The following is a 13,978-nucleotide window of genomic DNA, read 5'->3' as shown; positions in this document are numbered from 1 at the left end:
ATCTGCATCATTATAAAAATCCAAAAAAATGAAAAAACTATTAAAATATATTGCTTTAGTATGTATTGTTGCTACAGCACTCATATCATGCTCCACAGAAAACAATCTACAACCAGAAGGATTGTGGGAGTTAAGTAAGCCTTCAAATATAACTCCCAATGATGGTACATTAATAAACTTAAACGAAAGTACACCTAATGAAGACATCATATTTAATTGGGATGCGGCAGAATCTTCTGCTGGATACATTGTAACCTATCAGGTTGTTATTGATACAGCAGGAACCGAAGCGTTTGATACGCCCTTGTTAGTTTTAGTTTCAGGAAACGGAGGCAGAGCTTTATCTGCCTCTGTAACCCATGAAGTGATGGACGAAGCTCTATCTCTAGGGGGGTATCCTGCAAACGAAAACGCTGAATTGTCATGGGCGGTAGTTGCTAGTAGTATTAACAAAAAGACGAATACTATTAACTCTATTACCATGAATAGATTTGAAAACGAAATAATTCCAGAAAAACTGTTTATATCTGGAACGGCAACAGAAAACAACGGCAATCTATCTGAAGCAATTGCTTTAAGAAGGCTTAATAATGCCGAGGGTAATGCTTCCAATATTCATGAAATATATACCAGCTTAACGGCAGGAAACTCATTCAAACTGTATAGCGAACAATCTCTACCCGCTCTCATTTATGGAGGAAACTCGGAAGAAGGCGAACTTGTAAAATCCGGAGCACCAATTACCGTACCAGAAGACGGGCAATATAGAATTAAGGTAGATTTAGATAACAACACCTATTCCCTGCTGAAAATAGAACGCTGGAATGTAAAAGGTAGCCCTATTATTGGTGGATGGGGTAGCGACGAGCCATTAGAATATGTTGGAGGTGGCATATGGCAAGCCACTATGGATTTTGTTGAAACTGGAGGATTTTTGTTTAGAGCGGATGTTAATAATGGTGGTTATTGGGATTATTTATTAAAGCGTGTTGTTGGAACCCCTAATACTGTAATTATGGAGTCTGATGCCGCAAACCAAGGTGTGAGTTTTGAAGATATTCCTTCAGAAGAAACAGGAAAGATGATTGTTACTTTGAATCTCTCGGCCGACGCCTATACCTATACTATAGAAAAAGATCAAAGTGGACCAGATCCAATTGAAACGCCAGACACCCTTTTCCTTTTTGTTAATGACAATATGGTAGAGGAAATGACAAAAGATGGTGACGTATTTAACAATAGTAACTATTTAGCGTTGCAAAATGGAGATAACATTTCCTTGAATACGGCATCTGACGGTAATGGAAAAAGCTATACCATTTTAACCAATATTGGTGCAACAGATACCCCCGATGTATCTAGAGTCATGGTTAATTCAAATATGAGCGAAGGCACAGGTAACATAACTGTTGAAAGAGATCAAGCCTATGGTTTTAGTATCGATTTTGCCAATGCAAAATTGCAATGGGATTATTATAATATATTCTTATTTCATTGGGACGAAATCAATCAAAAGTGGGACGATAGAAATGAATATCTCTTAACCTATGAACATCCTTATCAATTCTCTGGAACAGTGGCCTTATCGGCGAATTTCGATATGAAATTCTTCTCTCCATGGGATAACGATTTTGGAGCAGATGATCCTGCAGCGCTCTCCGGAGGTATGACCAACAAAGGTGGTACCAACTTTAGAAACATAACTAATGATGGAGATTATCTGGTACGTATAGAGGTCACCAACGACTACAGTACTGGAACTTATCAATTTGTTCAACAATAATTACCAATATGGTCATGAAAGCTATGAAGCCATAATGAGCCAAGATACAAGCATATGAAGACTACAAATCTAAAGTTCATAAAAAAAAGCATATTTACATTGGCCTTGATAGGTTCAATCTTTGGTTGTCAAAGTTGTCAAAAATCTGATGACGACGTAAACCCCATTCCTCCTCCAATAGTGCCTGAACCTGCCAATGTGAGTTTTTATCTCACTAAGGCAGATCAATCTCAATTATTTAAGACACAGGAAACAGGAGTGTTTAAATACATCGAAAATTCTAATTTTTCTATTACTATCGATGCCAACCAAACCTATCAAGAAATGGATGGGTTCGGATATACACTCACGGGAGGAAGTGCCTTGCATTTAAACAATATGTCTTCTTCAAATAGAGCACAAATTCTTAATACCCTTTTTAGATGGGATGGTAATAATATAGGTGTTAGCTATTTAAGAATTAGCGTAGGAGCTTCAGATTTAGATACAGCACCATTTTCCTATAATGATTTACCATCTGGTGAAACAGATGTTAATCTCACTAAGTTTTCTATAGCCAAGGATAAGGAAAACCTTATACCCATTCTTAAGGAAATTTTAGCTATAAACCCCAATATTAAAATCATGGGATCGCCATGGTCTCCTCCTGCCTGGATGAAAACAAATCAAAATACAAAAGGAGGTAGCCTTAAACTTGAATATTACGAAACCTATGCAAAGTATTTTGTAAAATATATTGAGGCTATGGAGGATGAAGGTATTACTATAGATGCAATAACTGTACAGAATGAACCTTTACATCCAGGAAATAATCCTAGCTTGTTAATGGAAGCCCCTGATCAAGCTAACTTTGTAAAAAATCATTTAGGACCTGCTTTTTCGTCAAATGGAATAAACACCAAAATAGTTATTTATGACCATAATGCTGATAGGACTGACTATCCCATTTCCATTTTAAATGATCCTGATGCCAACCAATACATTGATGGTTCAGCGTTTCATTTATACGCCGGAAGCATTGACAAACTCAGTTTAGTCCATAATGCACATCCTGACAAAAACCTTTACTTCACAGAACAATGGGTAGGTGCAAATGAACAATTTCAAGATAATCTAAAATGGCATGTAAGAGAGCTTATTGTTGGCGCTTCACGAAACTGGTGTAAAACGGTACTAGAATGGAATTTAGCTGCAAATTCCAGCCTACAACCCCACACCGATGGTGGTTGTACAGAATGCTTAGGAGCTTTAACTATAGATGGTAATACTGTTAAAAAAAATGTAGCCTACTATATTATAGCGCATGCCGCAAAGTACGTCAGGCCAGGTTCAATGCGAATAGCATCTAATTATTCGTCAGACCTTCCCAACGTAGCCTTTAAAACACCCCAAGGAAAAACAGTTGTTATTGTACTGAATAATTCAGAAACTAAAAAATCTTTTAACATAGACGTCTCAAAAGAGCCAATTTCTACTTCGCTTGAAGCCGGCTCAGTTGGTACGTTTGTCTGGTAATAAATTATAAATTTTTAAAGTATGTTTAAATACAGGGTAATACTTATTGTTACTGTACTGGTAGCTTCATGTTCAAAAACAAAGCAAACGCAGCAAATTAACGATAACAAAGCGGTAAAAGAGTCTATTGAGGTAGGTTACCTAAACAAATCAATACAGGTTTATACTACCGCAGAAGATACAGATTTAAGACTAACACCAACCGGTACACTGAAATTTAATCCCACAGAACAGCCTCTAGAAACAGAAGTCGCCATATTCGTAAATACTAAGAAAACATTTCAAAAATTCTTAGGAATTGGAGGAGCCATAACGGATGCATCTGCCGAAGTTTTCGCAAAATTAAGTCCTGACAAACAAGAGGAATTGTTACAGGCCTATTACAGTAATAATGGAATAAACTATAACATTATTAGAACCAGCATACATAGCTGTGATTTTAGCTCTAAAAGCCACACCTATATTAATGAAGGTGACTCTGAACTTAAAACGTTTTCCATTGAAAAAGACAAGGAGTTCAGAATACCGATGATAAAACGAGCGACAAGTCTAATTAAGGATAATTTGGTGTTTTACGCAAGTCCTTGGAGTCCACCAGCATTCATGAAAACTAATAAAAATATGCTTCAAGGAGGAAAATTGCTACCACAGTATTATCAATCTTGGGCAAACTATTATGTCAAATTTATTAAAGCTTATGAAAAGGAAGGTATTCCCGTTTGGGGAGTCACTATACAAAATGAGCCTATGGCAAAGCAGCGCTGGGAATCGTGCATTTATACGGCTGAAGAAGAGCGGGATTTTTTAAAAAACAATCTAGGTCCAGCATTTGAAAAATCAGGCCTAGGTGATAAGAACATCGTAGTTTGGGATCACAATAGAGACTTAATCTCTCATCGTGCAAATACTATTTTTGAAGACCCTGAAGCAGCAAAATACGCCTGGGGTATTGGTTTCCATTGGTATGAAACTTGGACTGGTGGCGACCCGAAATATGACAATTTAAAAAATATTAAAGCGTCTTTCCCTACCAAAAACTTACTATTTACCGAAGGCTGCCAAGAGAAATTTAGCGCAGAACATTACTTCAGGTGGTCTAACGCGGAGCGGTATGGAAACTCTATGATAAATGATTTTAATAGTGGTACCGTGGGATGGACCGACTGGAATATTCTTTTAGATGAAACCGGGGGGCCTAACCACGTCCAAAACTTATGTTTTGCACCAATACATGCAGATACAAGAACCAACGAATTAATTTATACGCCCTCTTACTACTACATTGGCCATTTTTCAAAATTTATAAAACCAAATGCAACTAGAGTAAGCACTACAACAAGTAGAAGCACTCTTGAAAGCACATCATTTATTAATGAAAACAAACAAATGGTTACGGTAGTTATGAATAAAACAAATACCCCAATTACCTATAAACTTTTAGTTGATGCTAGCGAAGCATCATTAACCATACCTGCTCATGCTATGCAATCTTTATTATACTAATCTTAAATATTAAACATTATGAAAACAAATTACATTCTAAGTTTTTTAGCTCTTATGCTGCTTGTCTCTTTTCAAACCACAGCTCAAGTAGATGTCACCCTTAAAGTAGATATGTCTGGACAAACTATTAGCCCAGATGGTATTCATGTAGTAGGTACTATAAATGACTGGAATACAACCAGTACCATGCTTACTCAGGAAGGTTCTACAAGTGTTTATTCTGTAACTATTCCATTAAATTCAGGATGGCATGAATATAAATTTTTGAATGGCAACGCTTGGGGTGCTGAAGAGCAAGCAGGATATCCTTGCGCTCCGTCGAACGGCAACAGGTTTTTATATGTAAATGATTCCGGAGTGCCAGTAGTTTTGGCAGCTGTTCCTTTTGGAGGTTGTAATGCGTCTGGTACAAGTTTTGAAGTAACGTTAAACGTAGACATTTCTGACGAAAGTTCAGTTTCTGGAAATGGCATTCACATAGCAGGGCCTTTTAACGGATGGAACCCTGGTAATTTGGCTTTACCTAACGTAAACGGAGACATCCATAGCGGAACTTTTAGATTGCCAACACCATTAAATTATCCTATAGTTTTTGAATATAAATATCTTAATGGAAATACTTGGGGTACAGAAGAAACTCCTGGGCCAGAAGAAACTTGTGAAACAGTTACTGGAACCAATAGGCTAGTAACAGTTAACAATTCTGGAGAAAGTCTTTTAGATGTATTCAATGGCTGTAATTATACTCTAGGTGTAAATTCCTCTAAATTGTCTGATGCGATATCAATTTTCTACAAAAAAAATGAAGGCTTAATTTTAAATATAAAAGAATCAAACTTTCAAAACCTAAAAGTACATATCTATGACCTATCTGGGCGTAACATAACTTTTAAGGAAATTTCAGGTAGTGCAATTATTCCCCTAAATCAAATGAGTAAGGGTGTTTATTTTGCACGTATTAATGACACAAACAATAACAGTATGGTCAAGAAATTTATTGTGTTCTAATTTCGTCTATTTAGTTTTTTAAAAGCCTATACTATTTAACAGTATGGGCTTTTCTATTTCAAAGAAATAAGTAAAACCCAATCCCTATTCTTTTCTGATGGTGGCATACCGAGTTCAACATTCCCAGAGGCACTAACGGATTGTATGGAACCTAATTGTAGGACACCCCCAAGCCTAGGATTATACCATTTTACTATAAACTCATTTCCAGTATTCCCTAAATTCAGTCTTATTTTTTCCACGTCCCCTTCGGAATAAATGGCGTATATCTCCCCCTCTTTAGCTAAACAATAAGAGACCCCTTCGGAGGTAATTAAATCATCTCGTGGCTCCATATCCCAAAATGGAATATAGTTATTGAAAAAATCAAGCGCATATCTGTTTTGATCCCAAAACAAATCACGACTTCTAAAATCTTGACAGGTTAAATCTGAATTGGGACTGGCATAGCCAAAATACCATTCTACCCCAAAGCCTCCAGCCATTAAAGTGCCCCACATAGCTCTTCCTCTGGCATAATTATGTTCAGGGTCTTCATCGTCTGGCAATAGTGCAATATTTGCTTTACCCGGTTCGTCAACGGCTAAGGCCCACTTTTTCCCAGTGGCGCTTGATATATTTCTCCATTTTAAAACCCTTTCATGAACGTCGTTAAAATCTGGATGTCTCAATTGCAAGGATGCCCCTGTTAACGGTGATTTATCTCCAATAAAATCGTAGTACCTATCGTCTTTATTTGGGAAGGTATGTAAAACTAAATGACTCCTATAGGCATCCAATTTTGAAACATAGTCCGCTACCTTTAATACTTCCTCTGTGGGTTGATTATTTTCTTCACCCAAATTCCAATTCATAGATAAGTGGTGCCCAAAACGGGCAATTAGTTCACGGTAATACAATTTACCTTCGGTACCAAACACCCCTTTATCCATTAAATGGTCTGTTTCGGTTTCATGGGTTTTAAAGTGTAGGAACATGCCTTTGGTTTCCGCATATTCAAAAATACGTTCCCATTGGTCTAATTTAGACACATCAAACCGTGTCTTGTGAAACATGGTCTCCCAAGCCTCTTTATTTTTCTTTACACTTGCGTATGTTTCATATTCCTTAATTGGAACCTTCAAAAGGTACGGAAATACGTTTCTATCGTCACCATCTACATTAAAGGTTAAAAACGAAAACACATTTAATTCTTCACTAGCTAAATAATCAATAGCTCCTAATAGGTTTTTACCTTGTCTTTCTTGCCATAAATACGGTGCTGCATTTTCTTCAAAATCTCGAGCATGCGGCTCCCAGTTTTTTTGAAATCCAAGTGCATTGGTTGAGACATCAAAATCTGTATAGGCCAATAAATTTTCTGGTGCATCAACGCCTAATTTTATAAAATACTTTTGGCTATCGGCAAATTTTAAATAAGACTCTCCGACGTATTCCAACTTACCCCTGGCTCTATTATCAATACCTGTTTTATCAGACTCATCAATGGTAAAACTACCCGTTTGACCATCCATAAAACCAGCACTTGAAGCACCTGTAACATCTTCTGAAATCGCAACATTTTCGCCTTCTTTAAAGGACACCGTATACGTCCATTCCCCAATAGTATTTGGCGTAAAACGAACTTGCCAAACATTACCTGAATCACCGCTGGTTTCGGCCGCTTGTCCGTCAGCAGCATAAAAACCTGGAATTACAAAAATTTGCTCACCATTTTTAAACGTAACATCCAACCTGTAATTTAAAAACGGATTATTAACATCCATTTCACTAGTTTCAGGCCCTACGAAATTTAAGACAATTCGGTGCCACTTTTTTAACTCACCTTCTAACTCAACTTCTTTTTGCTGCTTACAGGAACTCAGAATTATAACAAACAAAAAAAGAAAAGTAAGGAGTTTATTCATTTTACAGTTATGCTAATTAATGACTATTTTTTTTACCAGCTTATTATTTTCATTAGACAATTCTAAAAAATAAAGCCCTTGTGTGTGGTTTAAAAAATCAACTTTATTTTGAGAAACCATGCCACTTTGTATAACTTGCCCTTGAATGTTCACTAAACGATATTCAAGATTTTGAAAATTGGATTTGATATAAAAAACACCATTACTAGGATTAGGGTAAACTAATGTATTTTGAGTATTAAAGTCATTAATATCTAAACCTGATTTCAAGTATAACTCTATTTTATCTGGCTCACTGGATAGAGATCGTTCCTGCTTGAGTCTGATAACATTTTCGCCTTGATTCAATGCAATATCAGCAATTATATTCTCGCCATAAATATTCCAATCACCTGTTTTCTTAACTAAAAAATCATCAAACAATTGTCCGTTTATTTCCACATCCATAATAGAATCATCTCTGTTTCTGACTGCGACATATAGCACGATATCATAAATTCCAGTGGTAGTGATTTGAAATCTATACTCTAAGAATTGATCTATACCGTTTGGATTTCTAGCAAAAGAATCTATGTATTCTACCCCAGAAGCTGAAGCACTCGTGCCAATCTGGATATCACTTGAAGCGGTTGTAAAATCTTCTGCTTCAATCAGCAAATCTGGTTCGACAACAATAGGTGCATCTTTTTCTGAAAGAGTAAACTCTTGAAAAAATAATGGGCGTTTATCTCCAACTCCTGGTGTATTGTTTCCAATATCTTCCATGAGATAAACATATAATTTATTACCATCAACAAAAGCATCAAAATGATCGAAGTTTATAGATTCTGTACCTTCATAGACTATTTTCCAGTTATTTTGTCCCTCTAAAGTGGTTTTTATATTTACTTTTCCACTCAATAACTCTACCATAAACACATGGTTTTTATAGCTATAAAGTTCACCACGAGTATCTGGATTTGGGATAAGCCCATCTACATTACTGGAAAAATTAGAATCAGTAACCAACTTATAATAGTGTACGTTTCTGCTATCAACACGTTGCACAAAATGAATCGCACCATTTTCAGTGACGGTCCAGGCAGGGTCGGAAGACGATCGGGGTAATGTAGCTGTCCCATAATCATCTCCTGGTTGTGCAATTTGTACAGGATCGAGATTAGGGTTAATATTATTTCTTATTGGAAGAGATATAGGCGCATCATTAACATCGTACCATGGTGTGGACGCGTTTTTTGGAATGCCATTGGTATACGCATAATATAGCCCACTATTTAACATATAACCATTACTTGTAGTCGTAGAATTATTAGTTGAGTATCTTATGGAAAAACCAGAATAAAACTTACCGTTTAAAAAGCGCTCACCGCCATACATATTATTTCTATTTGGTAATGCAAGTGTCCCCTCATGAAACAACCAATTATCACTCCACACACTACCATCATAATGCGCTAAAAGTATATCACCATTTCCTGAGCCACCTTGCCTATATCTGGCAATCAAACTCCCATCATCAGCTCTATGAATCATGGGGTAGGTCAAACGCTCATAATCCTCACCTGATTTTAAATAATTTCGCTTCGGATTAAAAATATCAATGGTAAATTCATTATCTGGTACAAATGCCTTATTCTTTAACGACACCGAATAATTGAAAAAATGATTAGGTAACGAAGATGCCCGGTAGGCATGCATGTCATAAATTATGTGAATGGTATTATCAATAGTACTCACACCTACGGCAGCCGTGTTATGAGAATCTCCACGTATACCTGTACCTTTCAGTAATTCTCCTCCCTGCCCCACATGTTGATGTGGAAACTGAATAGTAACCCAAGGCGCGTTTTCTACATTTAAATTTTTTCTTGAAAGCATTAAGTTGCGCTTATCCATACCGCCTTTGTACCAAGTTACAAATGCATATCCATTGACAACATCCACACAATCACCATGTGGTGTTATTCTTTGGCCAAATCTATAGTTCACATCCTTGGTTCCAGCAAAAAAAAGTCCGCCTTCTCCATCACCAGACACTCTGGTTGAACTATCTAAAGTAACAACAAGTTCTTTTTGAGCTTCAACAAAAGAGCAAAACACTAATAACAAAAATAAACTAAAGTAACTCTTTCTCATTTTTCCATTTTTATTAAAATTTGTCTTTATTTTTTTTTAAAACTTACAAAAAAAGTCAGTAACAACATACGCTTACTGACTTTTTATATTAATTACTCATTTTCTTTTAAAATGAATTTATTTTTAGTTGAATAGTGTGCTTACCTGGGGATAACCTGATATAATCGAAAGCAGATGGCACCTTTTCTCCGTTATGAATTAAATCTTTTCCGTTTAAATCATTTAAAGTAAATTCGGCTACCATATTACCCGGAATTTCAATCTCGTAGGTTTGTAAACGTTTACCCTCATAAGTGTATTTTCCTTTTATGGTACCTCTTACTGTTGGCACCTCTATCTCGCTATTCCTTAACTTACTCATTTGCGGTTTTATGGTTGCAATACCGAATCCAGCCGTTTTTGGTTTTATACCCCACAACCCTCTTGGTATCACATTGGCTGGTGCTGCACCCCATGCATGGTTCCAATCTAAGTTCACTTTATATTCATAATCCCAAGCTTCTAAGCTAATTGTTGAGCCTATACGAATCATGTTATACCAACTTCTTTTGGCTTTGCTAGCTAACAACTCCAAAGCATAATCTGCTTCACCTGCATTGTATAAACCATCCATTAAAAATTGTGCACCATAAACACTACAAGCCATTCCTCTAGATTTCACATAATCCACAACAGAACTAAAGTGTTCTTCTGGTACCAGTCCAAATGCTAAAGGCATCATATTTGCGTGTAATGAGGCGTGATCTGTACCAATACCATCTACATAGATTCCACGCTCTTTATCGAACATTTGTTCATTCACTGCTTTTTTTGCTTTTGCAGCTCTATATTCAAAATCTAAAGCTTCTTGCGTTTTTCCTAACAACGTAGCGAACTCAGCCATAATTTTCATATTCTCATAAAAGAACGCATTAATAACTGTACTGTAAGGTTTAAATACAAAACCATCGCGCTCTCCTTTTGTTTTACTTCCCGCAAAATTCTTTGATGGCCAATCTACAATATCCGTTAAAGGTTTTTTATAACCTTTTTCGAATCCTAGTTTATACATAAGCTCTTCCGTAACTTTTGTAGATGTTATTAAGCCATCTTCATTAGATAACTCAAACAACGTTTTATGTTTCAATGGCTCGTAGTAACGCTCTATGAGTTCCGTATTTCCGGTATACATATAATCTGCATAAATTAATAGAGCCACATGCTGTTGCCATTCTGTCGGCCACGTTGGGTTTTTCATGAAATACTCTATGGTACGTCTTGCAATAGCATACTCCCTATCAGTCGTGTAATGACTTAACTGATTTAAGTAGGCATCTGCTTCATAAGGTATACGCTCTCTATCACCGTCCACATATAAACCAGCAAAAGTGGTTGCTTTAATAGAGTATTTACAAAAATCCCAAACTTGGTTTAAAATATCATCATTACTTGTGAAACTACTTGCATTATCATCCCAATAGCTGGTGTATCGTAATTGTTCAAAATCTTCTGCTTTTAAATCTGTTTGAGCACCTTCAACTTCTGCATATCTAAATGGCTGTAAAACAGGCCATCCTTCTTGTAGAGGAATAGCTTTACTTGGACCTTTCATACGCTTGTCTGGCACTGGATTAATTTCTATTTGGTATTTTGTTTTTCCAGGGGTTACGTTAACCTTAATTTCTTGGTAACGAATATTACTTTTTGCTGGAGGCGTTCTGTTAACATTGCCTTTATCATCAAGCATTTCACCAATTCTAACTGTTAAGGTATGTGGTTCTTTTGCTGTGTAGTTAAAGTCCATAGTTGCAAAGGCAGCTTTACCAAAATCTATAAAGTAAAAGTCCCCTCTGTTTTCAAATCCAACAGGATTTACCTTGTCTATGAGATATTTATTTTCTGTTGAAATAATGTAGTTGTCTGGCTTTCCTGTTGTAAATTTTTGAGCTTCAGAATAATCAACCAATCTATTTTCTTGCTCCCAAATTCTAACTTTCCAGTAGTATGTTTTTCCTATTTCTAAAGGATCGCCTCCATACTCAACATCTGTAGATTTTGTAGAAGCAATACGGCCACTATCCCAAACGTCTCCGTTATTTTGATCAATATCCTTTTTATTTGATGCTACTAAAATTTGGTACGCCCCTTGAAATTTAGAACCTAGAGGTACTGTCCAACCAAATTCTGGTTTTAAATCAAATATTTCAACATCGGTTGAAGGCTCTCTTATTAATTCTACCGTTAAATCTGTTGGTGCCGCCCTATATTCGTCACTATTTTTCTTAATGAGTTCATCCAGCTTAGCTCTTAATTTATTTGCGGTTTCTCTATACTTTTTCTTACCTATTAGATTCTTAGTTTCTAACGGATCTTTTTCCAAATCGTATAACTCCTCGATGGATTGATCATTAACATACCTAAAATACTTCCATTTTTTTGTTCGCACACCTTCACTTGGTGGAATTTCACTAAAGTTCCAAATGTGCTCTATTAGAATAGTATCTCTTGCTATGGTATTGGTTTCTTTTTTAACAATAGGCATTAAACTTTTACCTTGCCAGGTATCTGGCGCTTCTACACCTGCTAAATCGGCAATGGTTTGCGGCACATCAATATTAAGTACCATATCATCAATATCTTGATGTTGGTTTTCTCTTGGATCAAAAACGATTAATGGTACACGGATAGAGTTCTCATACATTAACCACTTTCCTGCAAATTGACGTTCCCCTAAAAAATACCCGTTATCACCCATTAGAATGATAACTGTATTCTTATCTACACCTTTTTCCTTAAGTTTCTCACGAATTTTCTTGATTTCTAAATCGATACCCGAAATCATTCTATAATACCCTTTTAAACTATGCTGATATTTTTCAGGTGTGTCGTAACGCCAAGTCCAACGTAATCTATTAAACCCATCTCTCACCATTTTTGGTTGCGCCAAAAAGTACTTTTCATCGCCTAATTTTGGATCTGGAATTGTAGTGTCTTCTAACATCTCATCAAGCTCAGACTGCCAAAAATATTGTTCTGGAGCGCCATCATGAGCATGAGGCGCACTAAAACTTAACGACAAACAGAATGGCTTTTCATTGGAAGCATTTTTGTCAATAAAATCAATGGCTTGTTGTCCTGTATAACGCGTTAAATGTACGGTATCATTATCTATTGTTTTATAGTAATAGCCTCTACGATCTTTGTAACGGTTATTTCTGTCGTAAGATTCATATTCATCAAATTGCTTATCTAAATCATTATAACGCACACCATATTTTCCAAAAAAGCCCGTATAATACCCATTGTTTTTAAGTAATGTTGGGTAAGAATTTGCCATATACTCCTCTCGTACATTTCCTGTTTGGAAATTGTAGTTGTGAGACCTTTCATGTAAACCTGTCCATAAAGATGCTCTACTAGCCGCACAAATAGGTGTCGTTACAATAGCAGTATTAAAATAAGTTCCAGATTTAGCCAAATTATCCATTTCAGGGGTGTCAACAAACTTGTTCCCAGCATAGCCAATGGCATCAAAACGTTGATCGTCGGTTAAAATGAAAATTATATTTGGCTTTTCTTGATTAGATTGTTCCTGAGCGCTAAGAATATTTAAATTACTAAGCAGTATTAACAGTACTACTAAAAAACGATGATGATTCATGTATAAAAATCTTAATAAATTAATTAATGGTAATTCATTTTCAACAGAAAATGATGAGTGCTAAAATTAAGTTTTTGAACGACTATTTCTATCCTGCACTATCCTGAAAAACAGTTCCATTGCTTAAGGTAGTCATTTTGTCAAAATCAAAAAAATAAATGATTTAAACTGTTCAAGAAAAAACCCTTCATTAACAAGTTAATGAAGGGTTTTACAACTAACTCAAATAAACTAAATCTTTACTAAATATTTTGTTAAACTTAAAAGATTTCTGTTAAGTGCCTATCCTGTATTGTCCTGTAACGTCCTGAGTTTTGGATGCAAAATAGCAATATTATGACCTTTCGATAAGTGTTTTATATTATAGAAATTTCCCTTTTTCCAGCTTCCAACGAGCCGAAACTATATGTGGCGTCTAAAAACATTATTTATAATAAGTAAAATAAAAAACCTAAAAAAAGGAATAAAAAAATGGCGCGGGAAACC

Annotated in this window: 7 protein-coding genes; 4 read left to right on the top strand and 3 right to left on the bottom strand. The window is 35.9% G+C overall.

Features of this window, described 5'->3' with window-relative positions; genetic code table 11:
* Positions 1–28 precede the first annotated feature (28 nt).
* Genes E5D58_RS04980 through E5D58_RS04965 form a run of 4 tightly spaced genes read left to right on the top strand, consistent with a single transcriptional unit; the run spans position 29 to position 5,809 of the window.
* Positions 29–1,783: a SusE domain-containing protein gene (locus tag E5D58_RS04980; protein ID WP_136480740.1), complete on the top strand. Its 1,755-nt coding sequence runs from the start codon at positions 29–31 to the stop codon at positions 1,781–1,783.
* Positions 1,784–1,837: 54 nt separating this feature from the next.
* On the top strand, positions 1,838–3,298 hold the full coding sequence (locus E5D58_RS04975) for a glycoside hydrolase family 30 protein (protein ID WP_136480739.1): 1,461 nt from the start codon (positions 1,838–1,840) through the stop codon (positions 3,296–3,298).
* 21 nt (positions 3,299–3,319) lie between these two features.
* Positions 3,320–4,801, top strand: a complete 1,482-nt coding sequence (locus E5D58_RS04970; protein WP_136480738.1) for a glycoside hydrolase family 30 protein — start codon at positions 3,320–3,322, stop codon at positions 4,799–4,801.
* A gap of 18 nt (positions 4,802–4,819) precedes the next feature.
* The gene (locus E5D58_RS04965) at positions 4,820–5,809 is read left to right on the top strand and encodes a T9SS type A sorting domain-containing protein (RefSeq protein ID WP_136480737.1); all 990 of its coding nucleotides are present in this window, start codon (positions 4,820–4,822) and stop codon (positions 5,807–5,809) included.
* 53 nt (positions 5,810–5,862) lie between these two features.
* On the opposite strand, the gene E5D58_RS04960 is transcribed toward E5D58_RS04965, so the two are convergent.
* The 3 genes from E5D58_RS04960 to E5D58_RS04950 form a co-directional block, all read right to left on the bottom strand.
* On the bottom strand, positions 5,863–7,716 hold the full coding sequence (locus tag E5D58_RS04960; RefSeq protein ID WP_136480736.1) for a DUF5060 domain-containing protein: 1,854 nt from the start codon (positions 7,714–7,716) through the stop codon (positions 5,863–5,865).
* Between the two features lie 12 nt (positions 7,717–7,728).
* Positions 7,729–9,852: a BNR-4 repeat-containing protein gene (locus E5D58_RS04955; protein WP_136480735.1), complete on the bottom strand. Its 2,124-nt coding sequence runs from the start codon at positions 9,850–9,852 to the stop codon at positions 7,729–7,731.
* A 106-nt stretch (positions 9,853–9,958) separates the two neighbouring features.
* Positions 9,959–13,492 carry an alpha-L-rhamnosidase-related protein gene (locus E5D58_RS04950; RefSeq protein ID WP_136480734.1) on the bottom strand — a complete coding sequence of 1,178 codons (3,534 nt, stop codon included), beginning with the start codon at positions 13,490–13,492 and terminating at the stop codon, positions 9,959–9,961.
* Positions 13,493–13,978: the final 486 nt, after the last annotated feature.

It is taken from the genome of Cognatitamlana onchidii, from assembly GCF_004804355.1.
GTDB classification, from domain to species: domain Bacteria; phylum Bacteroidota; class Bacteroidia; order Flavobacteriales; family Flavobacteriaceae; genus Cognatitamlana; species Cognatitamlana onchidii.
This window is presented reverse-complemented; position numbering and strand designations above follow the sequence as displayed.

Excerpts from the sequence above, each read along its gene's own strand:
- E5D58_RS04955 (WP_136480735.1), bottom strand. The coding sequence starts at position 9,852 with ATGAGAAAGAGTTACTTTAGTTTATTTTTGTTATTAGTGTTTTGCTCT.
- E5D58_RS04970 (WP_136480738.1), top strand. The coding sequence starts at position 3,320 with ATGTTTAAATACAGGGTAATACTTATTGTTACTGTACTGGTAGCTTCA.
- E5D58_RS04975 (WP_136480739.1), top strand. The coding sequence starts at position 1,838 with ATGAAGACTACAAATCTAAAGTTCATAAAAAAAAGCATATTTACATTG.
- E5D58_RS04980 (WP_136480740.1), top strand. The coding sequence starts at position 29 with ATGAAAAAACTATTAAAATATATTGCTTTAGTATGTATTGTTGCTACA.
- E5D58_RS04960 (WP_136480736.1), bottom strand. The coding sequence starts at position 7,716 with ATGAATAAACTCCTTACTTTTCTTTTTTTGTTTGTTATAATTCTGAGT.
- E5D58_RS04965 (WP_136480737.1), top strand. The coding sequence starts at position 4,820 with ATGAAAACAAATTACATTCTAAGTTTTTTAGCTCTTATGCTGCTTGTC.
- E5D58_RS04950 (WP_136480734.1), bottom strand. The coding sequence starts at position 13,492 with ATGAATCATCATCGTTTTTTAGTAGTACTGTTAATACTGCTTAGTAAT.